General features: G+C 45.3%; 18 protein-coding genes. 17 read left to right on the forward strand and 1 reads right to left on the reverse strand.

Annotation, left to right across the window (positions count from 1 at the left end; all coding sequences use genetic code 11):
• Positions 1-9 precede the first annotated feature (9 nt).
• The 3 genes from spo0A (at position 10) to ATG71_RS12795 (ending at position 2,136) form a co-directional block, all read left to right on the forward strand.
• A complete protein-coding gene (gene spo0A / locus ATG71_RS12785) occupies positions 10-789 on the forward strand; it encodes a sporulation transcription factor Spo0A (RefSeq protein ID WP_034758050.1) in 780 nt (259 codons plus the stop codon).
• Between the two features lie 229 nt (positions 790-1,018).
• Positions 1,019-1,234 (forward strand): hypothetical protein, encoded by a 216-nt coding sequence (locus ATG71_RS12790; protein ID WP_098439911.1) that lies wholly within the window; start codon positions 1,019-1,021, stop codon positions 1,232-1,234.
• 167 nt (positions 1,235-1,401) lie between these two features.
• On the forward strand, positions 1,402-2,136 hold the full coding sequence (locus ATG71_RS12795; protein ID WP_098439912.1) for a glycerophosphodiester phosphodiesterase: 735 nt from the start codon (positions 1,402-1,404) through the stop codon (positions 2,134-2,136).
• A gap of 13 nt (positions 2,137-2,149) precedes the next feature.
• On the opposite strand, the gene ATG71_RS12800 is transcribed toward ATG71_RS12795, so the two are convergent.
• Positions 2,150-2,389: a DUF2627 domain-containing protein gene (locus ATG71_RS12800; RefSeq protein ID WP_098439913.1), complete on the reverse strand. Its 240-nt coding sequence runs from the start codon at positions 2,387-2,389 to the stop codon at positions 2,150-2,152.
• A gap of 125 nt (positions 2,390-2,514) precedes the next feature.
• On the opposite strand from ATG71_RS12800, the gene ATG71_RS12805 reads away from it, so the two are divergent.
• The 14 genes from ATG71_RS12805 to ATG71_RS12870 all read left to right on the forward strand — a co-directional run bounded on the left by ATG71_RS12805 (position 2,515) and on the right by ATG71_RS12870 (position 24,556).
• Positions 2,515-4,581, forward strand: coding sequence for a sigma 54-interacting transcriptional regulator (locus ATG71_RS12805; RefSeq protein WP_098439914.1), 2,067 nt, complete (start codon positions 2,515-2,517; stop codon positions 4,579-4,581).
• Between the two features lie 135 nt (positions 4,582-4,716).
• Positions 4,717-5,625, forward strand: coding sequence for a phosphate butyryltransferase (gene yqiS / locus ATG71_RS12810; RefSeq protein ID WP_098439915.1), 909 nt, complete (start codon positions 4,717-4,719; stop codon positions 5,623-5,625).
• Positions 5,626-5,667: 42 nt separating this feature from the next.
• The gene (gene bcd, locus ATG71_RS12815) at positions 5,668-6,765 is read left to right on the forward strand and encodes a branched-chain amino acid dehydrogenase (protein ID WP_098439916.1); all 1,098 of its coding nucleotides are present in this window, start codon (positions 5,668-5,670) and stop codon (positions 6,763-6,765) included.
• 136 nt (positions 6,766-6,901) lie between these two features.
• A complete protein-coding gene (buk, locus tag ATG71_RS12820; RefSeq protein ID WP_179886530.1) occupies positions 6,902-8,023 on the forward strand; it encodes a butyrate kinase in 1,122 nt (373 codons plus the stop codon).
• A 19-nt stretch (positions 8,024-8,042) separates the two neighbouring features.
• Complete coding sequence (lpdA, locus tag ATG71_RS12825; protein WP_098439918.1) at positions 8,043-9,467, forward strand: dihydrolipoyl dehydrogenase; 1,425 nt, start codon at positions 8,043-8,045, stop codon at positions 9,465-9,467.
• Between the two features lie 71 nt (positions 9,468-9,538).
• A complete protein-coding gene (locus tag ATG71_RS12830; RefSeq protein WP_098439919.1) occupies positions 9,539-10,537 on the forward strand; it encodes a thiamine pyrophosphate-dependent dehydrogenase E1 component subunit alpha in 999 nt (332 codons plus the stop codon).
• A gap of 14 nt (positions 10,538-10,551) precedes the next feature.
• Positions 10,552-11,535 (forward strand): alpha-ketoacid dehydrogenase subunit beta, encoded by a 984-nt coding sequence (locus ATG71_RS12835; protein WP_034758078.1) that lies wholly within the window; start codon positions 10,552-10,554, stop codon positions 11,533-11,535.
• A gap of 46 nt (positions 11,536-11,581) precedes the next feature.
• Positions 11,582-12,895, forward strand: a complete 1,314-nt coding sequence (locus tag ATG71_RS12840) for a dihydrolipoamide acetyltransferase family protein (protein ID WP_098439920.1) — start codon at positions 11,582-11,584, stop codon at positions 12,893-12,895.
• A 514-nt stretch (positions 12,896-13,409) separates the two neighbouring features.
• Entirely contained in the window at positions 13,410-17,762 is a 4,353-nt protein-coding gene (locus tag ATG71_RS12845) for a S8 family serine peptidase (protein WP_098439921.1), read from the forward strand.
• Between the two features lie 205 nt (positions 17,763-17,967).
• Positions 17,968-19,764, forward strand: a complete 1,797-nt coding sequence (locus ATG71_RS12850) for a methylmalonyl-CoA mutase family protein (RefSeq protein ID WP_098439922.1) — start codon at positions 17,968-17,970, stop codon at positions 19,762-19,764.
• Between the two features lie 10 nt (positions 19,765-19,774).
• Positions 19,775-21,907, forward strand: coding sequence for a methylmalonyl-CoA mutase (gene scpA, locus ATG71_RS12855; protein ID WP_286163133.1), 2,133 nt, complete (start codon positions 19,775-19,777; stop codon positions 21,905-21,907).
• The gene (gene meaB / locus ATG71_RS12860; RefSeq protein WP_098439924.1) at positions 21,907-22,962 is read left to right on the forward strand and encodes a methylmalonyl Co-A mutase-associated GTPase MeaB; all 1,056 of its coding nucleotides are present in this window, start codon (positions 21,907-21,909) and stop codon (positions 22,960-22,962) included. The genes scpA and meaB overlap by 1 nt, the downstream gene beginning before the upstream one ends.
• 99 nt (positions 22,963-23,061) lie before the next feature.
• Entirely contained in the window at positions 23,062-23,499 is a 438-nt protein-coding gene (locus tag ATG71_RS12865) for a BrxA/BrxB family bacilliredoxin (protein ID WP_098439925.1), read from the forward strand.
• 280 nt (positions 23,500-23,779) lie between these two features.
• Positions 23,780-24,556, forward strand: coding sequence for a transporter substrate-binding domain-containing protein (locus ATG71_RS12870; protein ID WP_098439926.1), 777 nt, complete (start codon positions 23,780-23,782; stop codon positions 24,554-24,556).
• Positions 24,557-24,626 lie beyond the last annotated feature (70 nt).

Here is a 24,626-nt window from a genome sequence, read left to right on the forward strand (position 1 = left end):
AAACCTGTAGTGAAATCGATTAAAGTATGTGTTGTGGATGATAACCGTGAGCTGACGTCTTTATTGGAGGACTACATTGCTTCGCAAAATGATATGGAAGTAGTAGGGATTGCCCATAATGGTCAAGATTGTTTAGATTTATTGGAGGAAGTCGATCCGGATGTCCTGGTCCTGGATATCATCATGCCTCACCTGGACGGGCTGGCGGTGCTTGAACGACTTCGTGAAAAGAAGGGAATTCCAAATGTCATCATGCTTACGGCCTTCGGTCAGGAGGACGTGACGAAGAAAGCTGTCGACCTTGGAGCTTCTTATTTTATTTTAAAGCCATTCGATATGGAAAACCTAGTGAGTCATATCAGACAAGTCAGCGGTAAATCAAACTCAATCATCAAAAAACCTTCCTCATCCAGAATGAATACAGAACAAAAACCAAGAAACTTAGATGCAAGCATCACAAGCATCATCCACGAAATCGGAGTACCGGCACATATTAAAGGATACTTGTATTTACGTGAAGCCATTTCCATGGTGTATAACGATATCGAGTTACTCGGCTCCATCACAAAGGTCCTTTACCCGGATATTGCAAAGAAATACAATACAACCGCATCACGTGTGGAACGGGCGATCCGTCACGCCATCGAAGTGGCCTGGAGCAGAGGGAATATTGATTCCATTTCTTCTTTATTCGGGTACACCGTCAGCATGTCAAAGGCAAAGCCGACCAATTCTGAATTCATTGCCATGGTAGCGGACAAACTGCGCCTGGAGCATATGGCTTCTTGAAAGAGTAAGGAATAGGCCAAACGCCATTCAAACTGAATATACAATCGATCGACCCTGTGAGCCTCTTGTTCACAGGGTTTTAATTATGGCAGCGTCCTCGACTCAGAAGCATCATTCCTCCAGTAACAAACGCCTTTTTTTCAAAAAATTGGTGGTTTGCCCTTACAGCCTGTCCCCTCTGACATAAGATGTTGTGTAGTGCAAAAACAACAAAGGAGGAGGTGATACCATGGGATGTTATCGTAATAACGATAATGTAGGTGGAGCTTCTGACCGTTGCAGAAACAATGATGTAGCAGGTGCTTCAGACAACAACGACTTCAGAGTACCTGTCAGAGCTTATATCAGAGGAGAAGATTTCTGCAGAGCCGTTCGCCGTTGCAGGGAAAATGATGTAGCTGGTGAAATGGACAACCGTCGCAGATGCCGCTGCCGCTGGTTCTAATCAAATGCCGCCAACGCGAAAAACCCTGAGTTCCTCAGGGTTTTTTTAATGATAGGCGTTAAAAGGTTCATTCATTGAGGCGGAAGCAAATAAGTATATAATGGAGTCAGTCTTTACATTCTATAAGTGAAGGAATATACATATAGAAAATCAAAGGAAGTGAGCTCATGACGCTGATTTTTGCTCATCGTGGATCTGCGGGTACCCATCCGGAAAATACTATGGAAGCTTTTTATGAAGCGGAGCGAGTGAGAGCGGACGGGATCGAATTGGACGTTCAACTGACGAAAGACGGAGAAATGGTCGTCATACATGATGAAACCGTCGACAGGACGACTAATGGAAAAGGGTTCGTCAAAGATTATACGTTAAAAGACATTCAAAAACTCCAGGCGAATTTCAAATTCAAGAGTAAACTATTCAAGAAAAATCGCGTCCCGTCATTGAGGGAGGTCTTTAAGTGGTTAAAGGGAAATGACCTTCTTTGTAACATCGAGTTGAAAAACAGTATCATGGATTATCAAGGCCTGGAAGAAAAGGTGATCGGAATGATCAGGGAGTTTAGGTTTGAGGACCGTATCATCATCTCTTCTTTTAATCATTATTCGATTGTGGCCTGTTATCGTCTGGAGCCTGCGGTTGAAATCGCACCGCTTTACTCATCACGATTATTCATGCCTTGGATCTATGCCCAGTCAATTAGGGCGAAGGGAATACACCCCAATCTGAAAGCGGTCAGGGATGAGATGATCATCGAAGCGATGAACAACGGAATTGCCGTCAGACCTTACACCGTGAATAAGGTGGATCAGATGGAGAGGTTACTTAATCTGGGCTGCACTGGATTTGTAACGGATTATCCTGAAAAGGCGTGGAATCTGAGGGGAAATAAGAAAGGCTAGCGCATATATAGCGCTAGCCTTTCTTGTTGAATCGGGACTGAACTTTATTGCGTTTTCGATCACGATGCAGGACGAAACCTGCAATGAAGCCCAAACCGCAAACAAAAAAGACTAACCCGATTATGAATTGAAGCCAAAGATAAGGGATCGGGGGCTGCAGGATCCCGAATAACATATCTCTCATCAACTTAATCCCGAGAGCTGCGAATGCTCCGGGGACCAACATGATTATAAGTGCAATAAGACGGACCATGAGATGTATAACTCCTTTTCGTTTCCATACTAAAATTCTAACTCCAAGCAGAGAATTGTCAAGTTTCGAAAAGTAGTGTAACATTATGGGTGTGAAAAAAATTGCAGGTGTCGGGGTGAAGAAAGTTGCAAGAGGTTCTAATTGTCGGTGGTGGTAAGGGTGGAACAGCCATCCTGCAGATCCTCCATGAGGTTTCCGTCATGAAAGTGATTGCTGTTGTAGATGTAAATGAAAACGCTTCAGGCATTAAGCTCTCAAAGGAACTTGGCATCCCTGTTGGTACAGATTGGCGACCGTTCCTCAGTGACTCCGTGGACATCGTCATCGAGGTGACGGGTGAACAGGAAGTGTTTGAACAGATCAGGGATCATCGTGGAAAGAACACGGTTTTAATCCCTGGGAGCGTGGCTTTCCTTATTTCAAAGCTCCTCGAAGAAAAAGAGGATCTTATCCATCAATTGACGAGCGAGTCCTTTAAAAGGGACCTTATCTTTAATTCAACTGATGATGGCATGGTCGGAATAGATGATCAAGGCATTGTCATGCTGTTTAATAAAAGTGCAGAGAGAATGATCGGCAAACATCAGGAAGAAGTGATCGGCCTTCATATATCTGACGTGATACCGGAGAGCAGGCTGACCAGAACGATCGAAACAAGACGGACAGAAATCAATCAGGAAGTCATCCTTGGGAACGGATTGAAGATCATCTCCAGCCGGATTCCGATGATCACGGAGCAGGATGAGATCATCGGTGCCTTTTCGGTGTTTAAAGATATCACAGAAGTAGTGAATCTGGCAGAGGAAATAACCAACCTCAAAGAGATCCAGACGATGCTCGAAGCCATCATCCATTCCAGTGATGATGCGATTTCCGTCGTCGATGAAGAGGGTAAGGGGATCATGATCAACCCTGCTTACACGAGAATCACGGGACTTTCCCGGGAGGAAGTGATCGGGAAGCCTGCGACGGCGGATATTTCTGAAGGGGAGAGTATCCATTTGAAAGTGCTGCAAACACGGAGAGCGATCCGTGGCACGAGGATGCGGGTAGGACCCAACCGTAAAGAAGTCATCGTGAATGTTGCCCCCATCATCGTTAACAACAAGCTTAAGGGGAGTGTCGGCGTCATTCATGACATGTCGGAAATACAATCTCTCACCCAGGAATTGGACCGGGCAAGGAGGATCATCCGAACCCTTGAAGCGAAGTATATGTTCGAGGATATCATTGGGGACTCAGAGGAAATGATGATCGCCATAGAGCAGGCCAAACTGGGTGCGAAAACTCCTGCTACCGTCCTGCTCCGCGGAGAATCAGGGACCGGTAAGGAATTGTTTGCCCACGCCATACATAATGCGAGTGACCGTAAATACAATAAATTCCTCAGGGTCAACTGTGCCGCGTTATCAGAAAACCTTTTGGAAAGCGAATTATTCGGGTATGAAGAAGGGGCCTTTTCCGGTGCAAAGCGCGGTGGGAAACGCGGCTTGTTCGAAGAGGCGAATAATGGAAGTATCTTCCTCGACGAAATAGGGGAATTGAGTGCGAATACACAAGCGAAATTATTGAGGGTCCTGCAGGAAAATGAAATCGTGAGGGTCGGAGGGACAAAGTCGATCCAAATCAATGTCCGGGTCATTGCCGCGACCAACGTTAACCTTGAAAAGGGAATAGCAGACGGGTCCTTCAGGGAAGATCTGTATTATCGCCTCAACAGGATGCCGATTCAAATCCCTCCGTTAAGGCAGCGCAAATCCGATATTCCACTCATTACGGAAACCCTTATTACAAAGATCAACCAGGATTATGGAAGGAACGTCGAGGGAGTGACCGCTTCGGCCATGGGCAAGCTGATGAATTATCATTGGCCCGGGAATGTAAGGGAGCTTGAAAACGTGTTGGGAAGAGCCATTATCTTCATGAACTACAATGAGGTCCTAATCGATGGAAAGCATTTGCCTCAATTAGAAAATACGGCTAAACCCCCTGTCAATGTAGCGGAACTTCCTTTTCAGGTGACGGAAGATCTTGCAACCCAAGTGGAAAAGTATGAAAAAAATATAATTCAAACCGTTTTAGAGCAGAATAATGGTAATAAAACGGCTACTGCTAAAGCATTGAATGTATCGGTGAGAAACTTATATTATAAAATAGAAAAATATAACATTGAAATAAGTAGCATGAAATAATTTGCAGAGTGAGAAAAAAATTGCAGGATCTTCTTTCGACTTATAAAGCGTTTTCAGGATTTTAAAGTTGGCACACTTCTTGCATGTAGTTAAATGGGAACATAATAACAGAAAAAAGGGGTTGAAACGACATACATGAATCTACAATCTTTAGTGGAAAAAGCAACCCGAATTGAACACTCCACTGTAGCAGTCGCTGCAGCAGAAGATAAAGAAGTCCTTTCCGCTGTCTCCATGGCGGTTGAAAAAAAGATGGCTGACTTTTTACTGTTCGGGGATAAAGAAGAAATCATCTCCATATTGGAGGAGGTTGCCCCGCAGCTGATTTCTCATAGCAGTATTAAAATCAAGCATGCCTTCTCGCCTCAAAAAGCAGCGGAGCTTGCCGTGAAGGCAGTAAAGGAAAATGAGGCAGGTACTCTTATGAAGGGGAATGTCCCTACTGCTGTCATTTTGAAGGCAGTCTTAAATAAAGAATGGGGACTTCGTACAGGCAATGTCCTGTCGCACGTTGCAGCATTTGAGGTGGCCGGGTTTGATAGGCTTACTTTCATTACGGATGCAGCAATGAATATCTCTCCTGACCTGCAGCAAAAAGCGCAAATCATAGAAAATGCCGTCGGGATTGCCCGATCGATCGGTGTGGATATGCCGAAAGTAGCTGCGGTTGCCGCCGTGGAAGTGGTGAATCCGGCGATGCCTGCTACAGTCGATGCTGCTTCTCTTACCATGATGAATCAACGGGGGCAGATACGGAATTGTACCGTCGATGGTCCGTTAGCCCTCGATAATGCTGTTTCCCATCACGCAGCCGAACATAAAGGAATCGAAAGTGAGGTTGCGGGACAAGCGGATATCCTGCTGGTACCCACCATCGAAACTGGGAATGCCTTATACAAATCCTTGATCTACTTTGCGAAGGCAAAAGTAGGGGCTGTGATATCCGGAGCAAAAGCACCAATCGTATTAACATCCAGAGCAGACAGTGCAGAAAGTAAATTATATTCATTGGCACTGGCTATATGCTCTGCTTCTAATAAATAATCACCCATTCCTAAAAATATAAACCTACAGGGGGAAATAATAATGAAAATTTTCAGCTATATGGAACAATATGACTATGAGCAATTGGTATTCTGTCAAGACGAAGCTTCAGGATTAAAAGCAATCATCGCCATTCATGATACAACACTTGGACCGGCCCTTGGCGGTACCCGTATGTGGACATATGAATCAGAAGAAGCGGCAATTGAAGATGCACTGCGCCTTGCAAAAGGGATGACTTATAAGAATGCAGCTGCAGGTCTGAATCTTGGTGGAGGGAAGACGGTTATCATCGGTGACCCCCGTAAAGATAAGAACGAAGAAATGTTCCGTGCCTTCGGTCGTTATATCCAAGGATTAAATGGACGCTATATCACTGCTGAAGACGTGGGTACGACGGTTGCCGATATGGACTTGATCCACGAAGAAACGGATTATGTAACGGGGATTTCACCAGCTTTCGGTTCTTCAGGTAACCCGTCTCCTGTAACGGCTTATGGTGTATACCGCGGAATTAAGGCAGCGGCAAAAGAAGCTTTCGGTACAGATTCACTTGAAGGGAAAACAATTGCCGTCCAGGGAGTCGGTAATGTCGCGTACAACATGTGCCGCCACCTTCATGAAGAAGGAGCAAACCTGATCGTGACTGATATCAACAAAGAAGCCGTTCAACGTGCCGTTGATGAATTTGGTGCGAAAGCAGTGGACATCAATGATATCTACGGAGTGGATTGTGACATCTTTGCACCATGTGCACTGGGTGCGATCATCAATGATGAAACGATTCCACAGCTTAAGGCGAAAGTCATTGCAGGAGCTGCAAATAACCAGTTGAAAGAAACCCGTCACGGTGATGCTATCCACGAAATGGGTATCGTTTATGCACCTGACTATGTGATCAACGCAGGTGGAGTCATCAACGTAGCAGATGAATTATACGGCTACAACAGCGAAAGAGCCATGAAGAAAGTGGAGCAGGTATACAACAACGTAGAACGCGTGATCGAAATCGCGAAGCGTGACAACATCCCAACGTACGTTGCTGCTGACCGTATGGCAGAAGAACGCATCGAAAAAATGCACCGTTCAAGAAGTCAGTTCCTGCAGAATGGACACCACATTCTTAGCAGACGTGGATAAATAGAAGAAAGAACGCTTTACTTTGTGAAAAAAGTGAAGCGTTTCTTCCCGGTTTAGGGGAACAACGGACAGAGTAAGGGGTTATCTATCATAGGGGGAAATTCTTTCATGCAAACATTACAATACAGCTGCCCAAATGGAGGTAACAACAGTGCAGGAAAATAAACATCGAATACTTGTCATTAATCCTGGATCGACATCCACCAAAATTGGTGTCTTTGACGATGATCGCTCTATTTTTGAAAAAACGATCCGTCATGATTCAGAAAAGATTAATGAATTTGCAACGATTATCGATCAATATGAATTCAGGAAGAATACCATTCTTCAGACATTGGATGAAGAAGGGATCAATATATCAAAGCTGAGTGCCGTATGCGGTCGCGGGGGACTTCTAAGACCGATAGAAGGCGGAACCTATTTAGTGAATGATGACATGCTGAAGGATCTGAAAGAAGGATTCTCTGGTCAGCATGCATCTAACCTTGGGGGTATCCTGGCATTTGAAATCGCCTCAGGATTAAATATTCCATCTTATATCGTCGATCCCGTTGTCGTGGACGAGCTGCAGCCCCTTGCCCGGGTTTCTGGCTTCTCACTCATTGAAAGAAAGAGTATTTTCCATGCGTTGAATCAGAAAGCAGTCGCAAGAAGAGTAGCGAAACAAATCGGGAAGAAATATGAAGACCTTAATCTGATCATCACTCATATGGGTGGAGGTATCACTGTAGGTGCCCACCGAAATGGGAAAGTCGTAGATGTGAATAATGGCCTCCACGGAGACGGACCATTCAGCCCTGAAAGAGCAGGAACCGTTCCGGCAGGTGATCTGGTTGACCTTTGCTTCTCAGGGGACTATTACCGTGATGAAATCATGAAGAAACTTGTCGGTCAGGGAGGCCTGGTCGGTTATCTTGATACAAATGATGCCGTAAAGGTAGAGAAAATGATCGAAAATGGCGACGAAAAAGCCAAAGCCGTCTATGATGCCATGGCGTATCAAATCGCGAAAGAAATCGGCTCGGCAAGCGCAGTCCTGAATGGTAAAGTAGATGCCATCGTGTTAACTGGGGGACTTGCGTACGGCAAGGATTTTGTCAAAGCGATAAGTGAACGAATCAACTGGATAGCGGATGTCGTTATTCAACCAGGAGAAAATGAACTGCAAGCTCTTGCTGAAGGGGCTTTAAGAGTCTTACGGAATGAAGAAGACTATAAAGTATACCCGGGAAATGTAAAAACAGAAGCGAGAGTATAAGAGCAAGGGGGACTTAAGATTGGCAGAAGAATATGATTTAGTCATTCTCGGTGGAGGTACAGGTGGTTATGTTGCTGCCATCCGTGCTTCTCAACTTGGGTTAAAAACAGCAATCGTTGAAAAAGGAAAGCTAGGAGGGACTTGCCTTCACAAGGGATGTATTCCAAGTAAAGCCCTTCTTCGCAGTGCTGAAGTATATGCCACAGCGAAACACAGTGAAAATTTCGGTGTGAAGATCAATGGAGTGGAACTTGACTTCCCTAAGGTCCAGGAAAGAAAAGAAGGAATCGTCGATCAACTGCATAAAGGCGTTCAACATCTGATGAAACAGGGTAAAATCGATGTCTTCGAAGGACTCGGCCGGATTCTCGGACCATCCATTTTCTCACCAATGCCTGGAACCATTTCCGTGGAAATGAACAACGGCGAAGATAACGCGATGCTGATCCCGAAAAATGTCATCGTGGCAACAGGTTCAAGACCACGTTCACTGCCCGGTCTTGATATTGATGGTGAATATGTTTTATCTTCTGATGAAGCGCTTTCACTTGAAGCGCTTCCGAAATCGATCATCATCGTTGGCGGCGGTGTCATCGGTATCGAATGGGCTTCCATGCTTTCTGATTTTGATGTCGATGTAACCGTAGTTGAATACGCTGATAAAATCGTACCGACGGAAGATCATGAAATCTCAAAAGAAATGCAGCGCCTCATGAAGAAAAAGGGCGTTAAAATCGTGACAAGTGCAAAGGTGCTTCCTGAGTCCTTAAATAAAGGGGACGGTGAAGTGACAATAAACGCGGAGCATAAAGGGGAAGAAAAATCCTTTACAGCCGAGAAGATCCTTGTATCTGTAGGAAGACAAGCAAATGTTGAGGGCATTGGCTTAGAGAACACAGATATTAAGGTGGAAAAGGGCTTTATTGAGGTGAATGATTTCTTCCAAACGAAGGAATCCCATATTTACGCGATCGGCGATGTCATCGGTGGACTTCAACTGGCTCATGTTGCGTCTCATGAAGGAATCACGGCAGTGGAACATTTGGCCAATGAGAACCCTCATCCGATCGACTATTCCCTGATTTCAAAATGCATCTACAGTAATCCTGAGATTGCAAGCGTAGGGATCACAGAGCAGGAAGCGAAAGAAAAGGGATACAATCTGAAGGTCGGTAAATTCAGCTTCAGAGCGATCGGAAAAGCACTTGTATACGGGGAATCGGATGGTTTTGTGAAGATCATAGCAGACAAAGATTCCGAAGACATCCTTGGCGTGCATATGATCGGTCCACATGTAACCGACATGATTTCAGAAGCGGGACTTGCTAAAGTATTGGATGCAACACCGTGGGAAATCGCGCACACCATCCACCCTCACCCTTCCCTGTCGGAAGCAATCGGTGAAGCCGCACTTGCCGTAGATGGAAAGGCAATTCACTCATAATAAGAAAATTAAGGAAAGGTAGAGATCTTCTCTGCCTTCCCAATCATTAGATTGTGTAGGAGGTAAATAAAATGGCTGAGAATCGTCATGAAGCGTTAGGACTTTCCAATGAGAAAGTATTAGAAATGTATGAAACCATGCTGCTTGCCAGAAAAATCGATGAGCGCATGTGGTTACTGAACCGTTCTGGTAAAATCCCATTTGTTATTTCATGTCAGGGTCAGGAAGCGGCTCAAGTTGGTGCTGCATTTGCCCTTGACCGTGAAAAGGATTATGTACTGCCGTATTACCGTGACATGGGTGTTGTATTGACATTCGGAATGACGGCCCAGGAATTGATGCTATCAGGTTTTGCAAAAGCAGAAGACCCGAACTCAGGCGGTCGTCAAATGCCTGGTCACTTTGGACAAAAGAAAAATAATATCGTAACGGGTTCATCTCCTGTAACGACGCAAGTGCCACATGCCGTTGGTATTGCTCTTGCCGGCAAAATGGAGAAGAAAGATGTTGTAACGTTTGTCACGTTCGGAGAAGGATCTTCCAACCAGGGAGATTTCCATGAAGGGGCAAACTTTGCAGGTGTACATAAACTTCCTGTTATTTTCATGTGTGAAAACAATAAATATGCGATCTCGGTTCCGATTGAAAAGCAATTGGCTTGTGAGAAAGTATCAGACCGCGCCATCGGGTACGGAATGCCTGGAATCACAGTCGATGGAAATGACCCGATCGAAGTATACAAAGCTGTGAAGGAAGCGGCTGATCGTGGACGTCGCGGAGAAGGACCAACGCTTGTTGAAACGGTTTCTTATCGTTTGACTCCCCACTCCTCTGATGATGATGACAGAAGCTACCGCTCACCTGATGAAGTGGCAAAAGCGAAAACGAACGATCCGATCATCACATTTGGTGCTTATCTGAAAGAGACAGGCGTCATGAATGATGACATTGAGAAGGATATCAATGATCGTATTATGAAGCTTGTAAACGAAGCAACGGATTATGCAGAAAATGCTCCATATGCTGAAGCAGAATCAGCGATGAAGTATGTTTACGCAGAAGAGAAGTAAGGGGGAATTCAATCATGCCAGTAATTTCATATATTGATGCCGTAACTATGGCAATAAGAGAAGAAATGGAACGTGATGAGAAAGTGTTCGTTCTCGGTGAGGACGTAGGGAAAAAAGGTGGAGTATTTAAAGCGACTCACGGCCTGTATGATCAATTTGGTGAGGACCGTGTCATTGATACGCCACTTGCGGAATCAGCCATTGCCGGAGTTGGGATCGGAGCTGCCATGTATGGTATGAGACCGATCGCAGAAATGCAGTTCGCTGATTTTATCATGCCTGCCGTAAACCAAATCATCTCTGAAGCAGCAAAAATTCGTTATCGTTCCAATAATGATTGGAGCTGTCCGATGGTCATTCGTGCTCCTTACGGTGGTGGAGTGCACGGAGCGCTGTATCACTCGCAATCCGTTGAAGCCGTCTTTGCCAATCAACCCGGATTGAAAATCGTGATGCCTTCGACTCCATATGATGTGAAAGGCTTATTGAAAGCGGCCATCCGCGACGAAGATCCGGTATTATTCTTCGAGCATAAACGAGCTTATCGTCTGATCAAAGGTGAAGTGCCTGAGGATGATTATACGCTGCCGATCGGAAAAGCTGACGTGAAGCGTGAAGGGGAAGATATCACAGTCATCACATACGGCTTATGTGTTCACTTTGCCCTTCAAGCAGCTGAAAAACTGGCCCAGGACGGAATTGAAGCACATATCCTGGATTTACGGACGATTTACCCGTTAGATAAAGAGGCAATCATTGAAGCAGCGTCTAAAACAGGTAAAGTCCTTCTTGTGACAGAAGACAATAAAGAAGGAAGCATCATGGGTGAAGTTTCTGCGATCATCGCTGAAAATTGCTTGTTCGAGCTTGATGCCCCGGTAAAACGCCTTGCAGGTCCTGACGTTCCTGCTATGCCGTATGCACCGACTATGGAAAAATACTTCATGATCAACCCGGACAAAGTAGAAAAAGCAATGCGAGAACTTGCAGAATTTTAATCACAATCCACACCAATTAAACCAAAGCAGTAGGGAGGGTTCCTCATTGGGTATTGAAAATATGAAAATGCCTCAGCTAGGGGAAAGTGTTACAGAAGGTACAATTAGTAAATGGTTGGTGTCACCTGGTGATACCGTTAATAAATACGATCCGATAGCAGAAGTTCAAACAGATAAAGTAAATGCAGAAGTGCCATCTTCCTTCTCGGGTACCATTAAAGAATTAATCGCCGAAGAAGGGGACACTCTTGAAGTCGGGGAAATCATTTGCTCCATCGAAATTGAAGGTGGAGGCGCAACCCCTGCTGAAGAAACTCCGAAAGAAGAGCCTAAAGAGGAAGCGAAAGGGTCGGCACCTTCTAAGCCTAAGGCTCCAACGAGAGACAGCGGAAATAAAGCAAGGTATTCTCCAGCCGTATTAAAGCTGTCCCAAGAGCACGATATTGATTTGAATCAAGTGGAAGGCACCGGAAGCGGCGGCCGGATCACCCGTAAAGATTTAAAGAAGATCATCGAATCAGGCTCAATCCCGAAAGCGGGAGATGCCCCTGCACCTAAGAATGAAGCTCAGGCTCCACAACAAGCGCCGGTAAAAGAATCTGCACCAGTACAACCGGCTAAACAGCAAGCACCTGCAGCGAATGTCCCAATCGTTCCTGGTGATATAGAGATCCCGGTTTCAGGCATCCGCAAAGCGATTGCCTCCAACATGGTACGCAGTAAACATGAAGCGCCTCATGCTTGGACGATGATGGAAGTGGATGTAACCAACCTTGTTGACTACAGAAATTCACTTAAGACAGAATTCAAACAGCGTGAAGGATTCAATCTGACATTCTTCGCATTTTTCGTGAAAGCTGTCGCTCAGGCTCTTAAAGAGTACCCACAAATCAATTCCATGTGGGCTGGAGATAAGATCGTTCAGAAGAAGGACGTCAATCTTTCCATTGCAGTGGCCACAGATGATGCACTTTATGTTCCTGTGATCAAGAATGCTGACGAAAAAACAATCAAAGGAATCGCAAGAGAAATCACCGAGCTTGCAGGAAAAGTCCGCAGTGGTAAATTGACCTCTCAGGATATGCAGGGTGGAACATTTACGGTGAATAATACAGGGTCATTTGGCTCGGTACAATCGATGGGTATCATCAATTATCCACAGGCTGCGATCCTTCAAGTAGAATCGATCGTGAAACGTCCTGTCGTCATGAACAACGGAATGATTGCCGTTCGTGATATGGTGAACCTGTGTATGTCACTCGATCACCGCGTACTTGACGGTTTGGTATGCGGAAGATTCCTACAGCGAGTGAAAGAAATTTTAGAAAACACTTCGAAAGAAAATACATCTGTCTATTAATAATGATAAGGACTGACCCTGGGTGGTTGGTCCTTATTTTTTTTATGAATTTAGATAGAATGACTTATTAAACAAGGTTCGTCCCCACCAAAATCCGGGAAAAACAACCCTAATATAACTGGAAGAATATTCTAATGTGACATTTCAGTTTACTATGCAGGTCGTATTTCTGATGCCTCCTCAAAGAAATTCCCACTATGAATCTTCTCGCTCATTTTTTCTTTCCTTCATTTTTTAAAAGAGACATACCCTCCACTTTCATCCTACTAAATCTGAAGATCACCCTGGAATATTCCTGAAGTTATATTATATGAGTGACTTTATACTTATAAAAATAAGGGGATTCGTGACTTTTCAACCAATTACTGAATTTTCAGATTTATTTCGACATCAACTTACAACATTTTACATTTAGACTTGGTTATCTTTGGTTTAACACCTACTATTTTCCAAAGTTGGTGTTCGAAGGAGGTGACGGGTGGTTGGATTTATAAAAAGACTGGGAGGGAATTAGATGTCTGGAAGAAAACGTAAGGCAAGATGGTTATCCATTGTACTCACCTTAGTCATGTTTGTCCCCTTGATGTTTCCATTCAATGCAGGGGCGGCGAATACCTCACAAGCGGCTATATCGAAAGAAAAGCCATCCACATCAGCAAATGAATCAGCAAAAGTAAGTCCACAATCAAAAATCACAACAACATTACAGGAACAATTTAAGAAAAAGGAACAGGTCACATACTTAGTGAAATTCAAGGATAAGGTAGATACGGAAGCTGTATCTAAAAAGGCGGCTGAAACAGCGAAAAAGCAGAAACTGTCTGCTAATAATAAGAAATTATTAAAACGGAATATGGTCGTCTCAGAGCTCCGCGCTAAAGCCCTTGAATCTCAAGCAGAAGTGAAGAAATACTTAGCGAAAGAAAAGAAGTCAGGTGCAGTGAAGGAAATCAAAGACTTCTATGTTGTAAACGGAATGGCCGTTACAAGTACAAAGAAAGTCATGGAGAAGATTTCAACCTTTGCTGAAGTGGAAAAAATCCTGCCAAATGAAACGAGACAAATTATCCAGCCGGCAAAGGCAAAGGCCTCTTCATCCGCAGTGTTGGATAAAGAAGCCCCAAACACCCCGGCATCGATCGAGTGGAACATCGATCGGGTTGGAGCACCGGCGGTCTGGGAAATGGGAATCGATGGAGCAGGAACCGTCATTGCCTCCATTGACACCGGGGTACAGTGGAATCACCCGGCATTAAAAGAAAAATATAGGGGGTATGACCCTCAGAACCCGGATTCACCGGACAACGAATTCAACTGGTTTGATGCAACGGCAGGACAGAGTGCGCCATATGACGATCAGGGTCATGGAACACACACTGTCGGTACAATGGTCGGGTCTGAACCCGATGGCAGCAATCAAATCGGTGTAGCGCCGGGTGCCAAGTGGATCGCGGTCAAAGCGTTCACGGCCGATGGTGGTACCGATGTAGACTTACTGGAAGCGGGAGAATGGATTCTGGCACCTAAAGATGCTGAAGGAAATCCTCATCCTGAAATGGCTCCAGATGTTGTCAATAACTCATGGGGTGGTGGAGCCGGCCTCGATGAATGGTACCGGGATATGGTCAGTGCGTGGAGAGCGGCAGAAATATTCCCTGAGTTCTCTGCAGGAAACACAACGCTATTCAATCCGGGAGGACCAGGATCGATTGCGAATCCGGCTAACTACCCTGAGTCATTCGCAACAGGTGCAACGGATATCAACGATCAATTGGGAAGCTTCTCATTACAGGGACCTTCTCCTTATGAGGAAATCAAGCCTGAGATTGCCGCACCGGGAGTAAATATCCGCTCTTCCGTCCCAGGTGGCAATTATGAAGGAGGCTGGAATGGAACATCGATGGCTGGTCCACACGTAACGGCAGTCGCTGCCCTGTTGCGACAAGTGGATGCAAGCTTAACGGTAGATGAAATCGAAGAAATCCTTATGTCCACCGCTGTCCCTTTAACAGACGGAACATTCCCGGAATCTCCAAATAACGGGTATGGACACGGCTTGGTCAATGCGTTTGATGCAGTATCCTCCGTTATGAGCGGAATCGGTAAAGTAAAAGGACAGGTTTCAAAAGAAGGCGATGACACGGAAGCTCCTGTCATCAGTCATGACGCACCACAAGAAGCATTCAAAGAAATGAATCTGCCATTACAGGCAGAAGCAAGTGATAATGTCAGCGTGACGAATGTAACACTGAATTATCAAAATCAGGAAGGTGGATGGGTAGAAGTTGAAGCAAGCAGAACTTCAGGCGACTACACATCAGGAACGTATGAGGCGGTCATCCCGGGTGAGGATCTCACAGGAGATCAGGTCACGTACAAGTGGGTTGCGACGGACTTCGGTGGAAATGAAGTCGAATCTGATACGTACACTGTAAACTTGCTACCGGGTATCACAGTTGGATATGAGCAGGACTTCGAATCAGACCCGACTGGTTGGACATCGTACGGTCCAGGGAACAGCTGGGAATGGGGCGTACCGGCGAGTGGTCCGGGAAATGCTTCTTCAGGAGAAAAAGTATATGCCACCAACTTAGACGGAACGTATGACAATAGTGCGAATATGTCACTTCAGATGCCTCCGATCGATTTACCTGATGGAGAGAGCTTCTTACAATTTAAACAGTGGCATGAACTGGAACGCAACTATGACTACGGTCATGTGTTTGTATCCACTGATGGAGAAGAGTGGACGCAGGCACTGCGCGTGAATGGAAATACCGACGGATGGGTAGACGGTGAAGTGGATTTGAGTCAGTATGCAGGTCAACGTGTATACATTGCGTTCAACGTTACCTCCGATGGAAGTGTCACGAAACAAGGCTGGTACCTTGATGATGTGAAGCTTAGCGCGGAATCAAATCTTCCAGCCAAGAAAATGAATCTTGGTCTGAAATCGAAGGATGAAAAATCATCATCTGTATCGAAAAAGCCAAGTGTAAATCCAGCCAAGATTACAGTGAAAAATGACGTAAAGAAAGATGATAAGACGGATGAATCAGGTCCGGCCCCTGTCCTTCTTCCGCTGCAAGCAGAGGTAAGTATATTGGAAACGGGTCGTTCCGTTTATACAAATCCTGCAAATGGATCATACGAAATGACTCATGCAGCAGGTGAATTCACATTGCAGGCATCCACATACGGCTACAGATCCGAAACACAAAGTGTGACGATTGAAGCCGATCAAACATCTACTGCCAACTTCACCCTTGAAGAAATCCCTCAAGGGAATATTACCGGAACCGTCACGAACGAAGTAACGGGAGAACCGGTTGAAGGAGCAACGGTCCTTGTTCTTGAAGATGCCGTAGTAGAGCCGGTTGAAACAAATGCAAATGGAGAATATGAATTAGAAGCATACGAAGGGGATTACACCCTGAAAGTGGTTGCGCCTTACTACTATAGTAAGGAAGTGAGCGTCACTGTTGAAGGCGGGGAAGTCACAACCGCCGATGTATCTTTAGAACCGTTCATCGGGTATCCAGGTGAGATCGGGTACGATGATGGAACAGCAGAAAATGCACGGGCATTCTATGATGCTGGAAACGGCTGGGCCGTCAAGATGTCCCTTGAAGAAGGAAATGATACGGCACTTGTGACAGGCGGACTATTCCGCTTCTGGGATACTGAATGGCCTGTACCAGGAGGGACAGAGTTCCAGGTTGCCGTCTATGATGCAACTGGACCTGACGGGGCACCTGGTAAGAAAATCGCCGGTCCATTCGATGGAACCGCGTTGCGTAACGGTGAATGGACGCATGTGGACCTTAGTGAGCACGGCATCATGGTCGAAGGAGACTTCTATATGGTGTACATTCAGTCTGCACCGAATCCGAATGCACCTGGACTTGGTACAGATGAAGATGGCGAATATGCTGCAAGAAGCTGGCAGTTCGTTGGAGGAGCCTGGTCGCAGGCACCGGAAGATGAGGGGAACTACATGATTCGCGCAACAGTGAATTACGAAGTGACGGCACCGGTCATTACTTCACCGAAGGATGGATCTTTCACTAATAAGGATTCCGTTACGGTTGAAGGGACTTCTGCCCCGACTACGACCGTTCATCTCTTTAATGGAGAAGAAGAAGTAGCGACAGCAGACACCGGTGAGGATGGAACATTCTCTGCTGATGTTTCCCTGCATGAGGGTGAGAATGTATTAACCGCCAAGGCAGCGACGGAACAGGGCATGACGGGGCCATCGGATGCTGTGACGGTGACACTTGATCAAGTGAAGCCGGAACTTGCCATCACCTCACCGGAGGATGGTATGAAAACGAATCGTGAAGCGATCACGGTTAAAGGAACCATCGCGGATGAAAATCTTGCATGGGTGAAAGTGAATGGTGAGAAAGCTTCTGTCAAAGACGGAGAGTTCAGTCATCGAATCCTGCTGAATGAAGGGGAAAATGTCATTGCGGTAGTCGCGAAAGATAAAGCAGGAAATAAAAAGAAACAAAAAGTGACGGTACTAGCGAAATTTGGTGACATTGAGATCGAGAATCTTCTTCCTGCAGAAGATAAAGAACTGAAGAAGGGTGAATCCGTCAAGATCGAATTTGACAGTGAGCCTGGATTGGACGCGACATTTGTCATTCAAATGCCTCTGACAAATGCAAGGTCCCAAGTCACAAACGCCACTGAACTCCCAATGATGGAAACATCAGATGGTCATTATGAAGGGTACTATACGGCTACTTCGAATGTGAAGGCGCCGGGAGCCGTGATTGAAGTGAAAGTTTCCGATGATTATGGGAATGTCACGACTCAGCGTGCTGAAGGTAAATTATATATCAATTCAAAAAAATAAGCTTGGTGGGAAGAAGAGTTGGAACGTCCAACTCTTCTTCTTTTTTATACTCATTTTCTTGAGAGATTGATGAAAGGAGTTTTATATACTAAAATAGTATTAGTATAAACATTTTGAATTTTCAAAGGGATGCTGGCTTATTTAGAAGAATCTTAATGAACATTTATGTAAACGATTACAAAAAAGCTTACGGAAGAGGGGTACTATGAAGCTTAGTGATATGAAAAGCCAATCATTCAGTCGTCATACGCTGTCACAATGGGAGGAAGCGGCTGAAAAAGCGTTAAAGGGGAAGGGAATCAGTTCCTTACATACAAGCACATATGAAAATATTGATCTTAAACCGTTATATACAAAAGAAGATGTCCGTAGTCTGGATAGAGTGAAAGACTATATTCCAAATGTAGAAGGAAGGTTGGAGCGCGCTTCTAAGTGGTTTATCGCCCAGTCAATCAAAAGGGATTCATGGGAAGAACTGACAACGGCTGTGAAGGATGCTTTATCACGGGGGCAGAACTGTCTTTCATTTTCCATTGGGGATCTACAGAAGGAAGAACATCTCAATCGATTTTTGAAAGAATTGATAAGTTTCGATACTCCGATCTTTTCAATTGATAAAAAGACATCGTTATCCATCATTGGAAGGGAAGAGGTACGAGAATGGAAGGGGATGTATGGAATTGTTGGATTCGATCCCCTGTCAGAAGGGGAATGGGCGGATGAAAATAGATTAGAAGAATGGTTGAAGGTTGTAGAAGAAGCCGATAAGCACCTTCCTGATGTAAAGACCATAATCGTCAATTCTGCACCCTATCATAACAAAGGCGCAAGTGCCACCCAGGAGCTGGCCTTGGCACTAAGTGAGGGTGTCGCTTATATTGAGGCCCTTCAAGAAAAAAACTGGACCCTTGAGAAGGCAGCTGAAAAGATGCATTTTCACTTTGCAGTGGGCAGTCATTTCTTTATGGAGATGGCGAAAATCAGGGCATTCAAGAAATTGTGGCAAGAGGTCTTGTCTTCTTATGGGGTGGCAGAGGGCGTGATCTCCAGTGCTATCAGTATCAGTGCAGAAACGTCCCGATTTAATAAATCTACATTAGATTCCTATGTGAATATGCTTCGCGGTGGTGGAGAAGCCTTTTCTGCCATTCTCGCAGGCGTCGATTATTTGGTTGTGGCTCCGTTCAATGAAGTGAGTGAAGAGGTAAATCCATTTTCTGAAAGGATTGCAAGAAATACTCAACTTATCCTCGGGGAAGAAGCCCATCTGGATAAAGTCATCGACCCAGGAGGCGGCTCTTACTATGTGGAATGGCTATCAGAAGAAGTCGGCAAGCTAGCGTGGAAGGAATTTCAACACATTGATGAAAAAGGGGGGATGCTTGTCTCCCTGAAAGATGGTTCTATTGAAAGTCAAATTACAAGAGTGAGAGACGCCCGGATTCATGATTTAGCCACTCGGAAGAATTCAATGATCGGGACGAATATCTATGCAAACCTGGAAGAAAGCCTGCCTGATAGACAGTCGACTTCGGAAGAACGGTTGTCCCTTCCTTTTGAAAATTTAAGGAGTCGGGCACAGAAGCTCACAAGGAAGCCAGTGGCTGGTCTGATCGGTTTAGGAGAGTTGAAGGCCCATAAGCCCCGTGCAGACTTTGTGAAAGGTTTTTTAGCCACGGGAGGTATTCATGCACATCAGAGTAAAGAATGCTTGTCAAAGGAAGATCTCCTTCAATTTGTAGAAGAAACCCGGTATCCGTACTATGTAGTATGTGGGAAAGATGAAGAATATCATGATCAATTAGCAATGATCGTTGAATCGATCCATCAAATAGATGGAGACGTTATGATCGACATAGCAGGGAAAATACCTGATGAAGAGAGAAGTAAGTGGGAACGCATGGGATTGAACGGGTCCATCTACAATAAACAGAACATACTTGAAAAAATGGATGAGCTTTTAATCATCTGGGAGGAGGGGAAGTACAGTGAAGAAGCCTGATTGGCAACTAATCAACCCATATGCAAATGAGGGAGAAACGAGTAAGGTTTCCCCTTCGGACAAAACCTATGTGACGAATGAAAAAATCTCTATAAAGCCACTTTATTCAGGGGAGGACACAAAGAATATTACTCATGAAGGAGATCTTCCAGGTCTTGCTCCATACACGAGGGGTCCGTACCCTACGATGTATGTGAACCGTCCATGGACGGTCAGGCAATATGCAGGGTTCTCAACGGCAGAAGAGAGCAATGCTTTTTATCGGAGAAACTTAAGCATGGGGCAGAAAGGTTTGTCGGTGGCGTTCGACCTGGCCACTCATCGCGGCTATGATTCCGATCATCCAAGGGTTGTAGGAGATGTAGGGAAAGCGGGGGTAGCCATTGATTCGATACTGGATATGAAGATTCTGTTTGACGGAATTCCCCTTGATCAAATGTCTGTTTCCATGACGATGAACGGTGCCGTGCTTCCAATCCTTGCGTTTTATATTGTGACGGCAGAAGAGCAGGGTGTTTCACAGGATAAACTGTCCGGTACGATTCAAAATGATATTTTGAAAGAATATATGGTACGGAACACATACATTTATCCACCTGAGACGTCCATGAAGATCATTGCTGATATTTTTGAATACACATCGAAGCATATGCCGAAGTTCAATAGCATCAGTATTTCAGGGTATCACATGCAGGAGGCGGGTGCACCAGCTGATATTGAGCTTGCGTATACACTGGCGGATGGCCTTGAATACGTCCGGACCGGATTGAAAGCGGGAATTGATATCGATTCCTTCGCTCCCAGACTCTCATTCTTCTGGGCGATCGGCATGAACTATTTCATGGAAGTGGCGAAGATGAGGGCGGCACGAAGGATCTGGGCCAAGATGATGAAGACATTCCATCCTCAGAATCCTAAGTCGATGGCGCTAAGGACCCACTCCCAAACATCCGGGTGGAGTTTGACGGAGCAAGATCCTTATAATAACGTCGTTCGTACGTTACTTGAAGCGCATGCAGCGGCCATGGGGCATACGCAATCCCTTCACACCAATGCACTCGACGAAGCGATTGCCCTGCCAACAGATTTTTCGGCCAGGATCGCCCGTAATACACAGCTGTTTCTTCAAGAAGAGACCGGTATTACAAAAGTGATCGACCCATGGGCCGGTTCCCACTATGTCGAGACACTGACTCATCAGCTGATGGAAAAGGCATGGGAGCATATTGAAGAAATCGAAGAACTCGGAGGCATGACGAAGGCCATTGAAACGGGTCTGCCGAAGATGCGCATCGAGGAAGCCGCTGCAAGAAGGCAGGCAATGATCGATTCAGGGGACGAGTCCATCATCGGAGTGAATAAATACCGTCTGGATAAAGAAGATCCGATTGAAACACTGGACATCGATAATACGGTGGTTAGACAGAAGCAGATTGAACGGATCCAGAAGTTGAAAGAAGAACGAAATGAAGAGAAAGTCACTGAAACTCTGGAAGCTTTGACGCGAACTGCAGAAACAGGCGAAGGGAACCTCCTTGAAAAAGCCGTCGATGCGGCAAGGGCACGTGCCACTTTAGGAGAAATCTCCGATGCAATAGAAAAAGTTTCCGGAAGGCATAAAGCGACGATCCGGAGTATAAGCGGGGTGTACAGTTCGAATTTCTCAAATGAACAGGAAATCAACGTCGTGAAAGAGATGACGGAAGAATTTCTGGAGAACGAAGGAAGAAGACCCCGTATCCTCATTGCCAAGATGGGGCAGGACGGCCATGACAGGGGGGCAAAAGTGATCAGTACGGCATTTGCCGATCTTGGATTCGATGTGGACATCGGCCCGTTGTTCCAAACCCCTGAAGAGACGGCTCTGCAGGCCGTTGAAAATGATGTACATGTCATTGGAGTCAGTTCATTGGCCGCCGGTCATAAAACGCTTCTGCCTCAATTAGTGGCGGAACTGAAGAAACTTGGAAGGGAAGACATCCTTGTCGTCATCGGCGGGGTGATTCCAGCGGGTGACTATGACTTCTTATTATCTAACGGGGCATCTGCCGTCTTTGGCCCTGGAACAATCATTCCTGTAGCCGCACAAAAGGTGATCAAAGAAATTTATGAAGTGCTCGGCTATGAGGAAGTGGCTGAATAATGACGGAGCATCAGCCGGAACGAAAGAAGCGGTTTGTGAAAAAGAAAAAGGATCCTGTTTCAATCAGTGACTTAAAGGCCGGGGTCCTGAACGGTGACCGCAGCCACTTGGCGAAGGCCATCACATTGATCGAGAGCAACGCAGAAGAGCATTATGCGTTGGGGCAGGAGCTTCTGCAGGAACTCCTCCCACATACCGGCAATAGTTTCCGAATTGGGATCACGGGTGTTCCGGGAGCCGGGAAAAGTACGTTTATCGAACAATTCGGGGAGATGTTGTGTAACGGGGGGCACAGTGTTGCCGTCCTTGCCATCGATCCAAGCTCCTCCATTTCAGGTGGCAGCATATTAGGCGATAAAACAAGGATGGAACAGTTGTCAAAGAATCCACGTGCCTTTGTCAGGCCCTCCCCAACGGCAGGGACGCTTGGCGGGGTTCACAGGAAAACCAATGAGACCCTCCTTTTATGCGAGGCCGCGGGGTATGACCTCATCATCATAGAGACCGTAGGGGTCGGTCAGAGTGAAGTCATGGTCAGACAAATGGTGGATTTCTTCCTTCTCCTCGTCATCACCGGAGCCGGAGATGAGCTTCAGGGAATGAAAAAAGGGATCATGGAGCTTGCAGACGTGCTGCTCGTGAATAAAGCCGATGGAGAGAATAAGCCTCTCGCTGAAAAGACGAGGAGGGAGCTCAATCAAATCCTTCACTTCCTCGTTCCTGCCACAAAAGGCTGGAGTTCAAAGGCATATACCTGTTCAGCGTTGAAAAATGAAGGGTTGAAGGAACTATGGGATGTGGTCCAACAATTCGAAGAACAGACGAAAGATCAGGGTGTATTCGAGAAAAGAAGGCTTCACCAGAAACAGGAATGGTTCCAAACGATGCTGAAAGAAAGAATACTGTCAGACTTTTTTTACCATCCGCGCATCAAGTCATCCCTCCCTCGCCTGGAAGACAGGGTGAAAACCGGGGATTTTACAACTTCTCAAGCGGTGGAAGAATTGTTGACACAATATAAACAAGCTATACTCGATGGGAATCGTTCATTTTAATTGAAAGTTAGGGTTTGGAATTGTTATGATAAGGGTATATCAAATCCTCTTGTTTTTTGTGAGATATGATTAAGTCAGCGATTAAAGGAGAGTTCAAGCATGGATATAGATTTCAATTTATTTATGAACGACGTTGTCCGCCAGGCCCGTCAAGAAATCGAGACGGCAGGGTATACGCAATTGACAACAGAAGAAGAAGTGGATCAGGCTTTTTCTAAAGAAGGTACAACACTGGTCATGATCAATTCCGTTTGTGGTTGTGCAGGAGGAATTGCCCGTCCCGCAGCCGCTCATTCCATTCACTTCGATAAGCGTCCGGATCAATTGGTCACGGTTTTCGCCGGTCAGGATAAAGAAGCGACTGCGAAAGCACGCAGCTATTTCACTGGTTATCCACCATCCTCACCGTCATTCGCCCTATTGAAAGACGGAAAGCTCCTGACGATGGTTGAAAGACACGAGATTGAAGGACATGATCCAATGTCCGTTGTGAACAAACTTCAATCGTACTTTGATGAGTATTGCGAAGAGGTATAAAAAATTTCGTCAAGTTTCTCACTGTTTGAGTGAGAGGCTTGACGTTTTTTTATTTTTGAAGGATTACGTATTATGCATATATCATGCATAAAATACACCAACCACTACCGATAATCAACTGAAATAGTAAATATCAACACATTAATTTTCAGAAAATATAATCATTTATCAATATTTATAAAAAGTATTGCATAAATATTTAACTCTGCTACAATACGAATATAGTAATTAATATACATTATATATTATATTTATACATTGAAATTCAGGAGGAATCACAATGAAAAAGCTATTATCTCTCGTATTAGTATTAATCCTTTCTATTACTCTGGCAGCATGCGGTACAGGAGAAGACAAGCCTGCTTCCGGAGAATCCAAGAAGCTGATCATGGGGACGTCGGCCGATTATAAACCGTTTGAATATGTCGACACGGCCAACAGCGACAAGATCATCGGGTACGACATCGACCTTGCCAATATGCTTGCAGATGAAATGGGATACGAAATCGAAATCAAGGATATGGAATTCAGCGGATTGATCTCTGCGCTGAAAACAGGCCAGGTGGATTTTGTCCTTTCTGCCATGACGCCTACGCCGGAACGACAGAAGAATGTCGACTTCAGTGATGTCTACTACACGGCTAAAGATATGATCATCTCGACTAAGAAAAGCGGCATTCAAAGTGAAAAGGACCTTGATGGGAAAACGGTGGGAGTTCAATTAGGCTCGATCCAGCAGGATGCGGCAGAAGAACTTTCAAAATCCATCAAGCTGAAAGTGGACACTCGTGATCGTATTCCTGAACTGATCCAGGATCTTCAAAATGGACGCTTTGACGCCATCATAATCGAAAATACAGTAGCAAACGGCTATTTGGACAAGAATGACGAGCTTCAAGGAAATACGATGAATGTAAATGAAGAAGAGGCAGGTTCTGCGGTTGCCCTTCCAAAGGACAGCGAGCTGACAGGTAAATTCAATGATGCATTGAAGAAGCTTAAAGACAGTGGAGAATTGGATAAACTCGCTGAAAAATGGTTTGACGGAGAACAGTAGATTGATGAAGGGCTAACCTCTAATCCGGTTAGCCCTTCCTGTTAAATTGCCAGATTACAACGTTGGAGGG

The organism is Bacillus sp. es.034 (assembly GCF_002563655.1).
Taxonomy (GTDB): Bacteria; Bacillota; Bacilli; order Bacillales; family Bacillaceae_B; genus Rossellomorea.

Bases quoted from the DNA above. Each gene is read 5' to 3' on its own strand.
- ATG71_RS12790 (WP_098439911.1), top strand. From the start codon at position 1,019: ATGGGATGTTATCGTAATAACGATAATGTAGGTGGAGCTTCTGACCGT.
- ATG71_RS12795 (WP_098439912.1), top strand. From the start codon at position 1,402: ATGACGCTGATTTTTGCTCATCGTGGATCTGCGGGTACCCATCCGGAA.
- ATG71_RS12800 (WP_098439913.1), bottom strand. From the start codon at position 2,389: ATGGTCCGTCTTATTGCACTTATAATCATGTTGGTCCCCGGAGCATTC.
- yqiS (WP_098439915.1), top strand. From the start codon at position 4,717: ATGAATCTACAATCTTTAGTGGAAAAAGCAACCCGAATTGAACACTCC.
- bcd (WP_098439916.1), top strand. From the start codon at position 5,668: ATGAAAATTTTCAGCTATATGGAACAATATGACTATGAGCAATTGGTA.
- buk (WP_179886530.1), top strand. From the start codon at position 6,902: ATGGAGGTAACAACAGTGCAGGAAAATAAACATCGAATACTTGTCATT.
- ATG71_RS12830 (WP_098439919.1), top strand. From the start codon at position 9,539: ATGGCTGAGAATCGTCATGAAGCGTTAGGACTTTCCAATGAGAAAGTA.
- ATG71_RS12835 (WP_034758078.1), top strand. From the start codon at position 10,552: ATGCCAGTAATTTCATATATTGATGCCGTAACTATGGCAATAAGAGAA.
- ATG71_RS12845 (WP_098439921.1), top strand. From the start codon at position 13,410: ATGTCTGGAAGAAAACGTAAGGCAAGATGGTTATCCATTGTACTCACC.
- ATG71_RS12850 (WP_098439922.1), top strand. From the start codon at position 17,968: ATGAAGCTTAGTGATATGAAAAGCCAATCATTCAGTCGTCATACGCTG.
- meaB (WP_098439924.1), top strand. From the start codon at position 21,907: ATGACGGAGCATCAGCCGGAACGAAAGAAGCGGTTTGTGAAAAAGAAA.
- ATG71_RS12865 (WP_098439925.1), top strand. From the start codon at position 23,062: ATGGATATAGATTTCAATTTATTTATGAACGACGTTGTCCGCCAGGCC.
- ATG71_RS12870 (WP_098439926.1), top strand. From the start codon at position 23,780: ATGAAAAAGCTATTATCTCTCGTATTAGTATTAATCCTTTCTATTACT.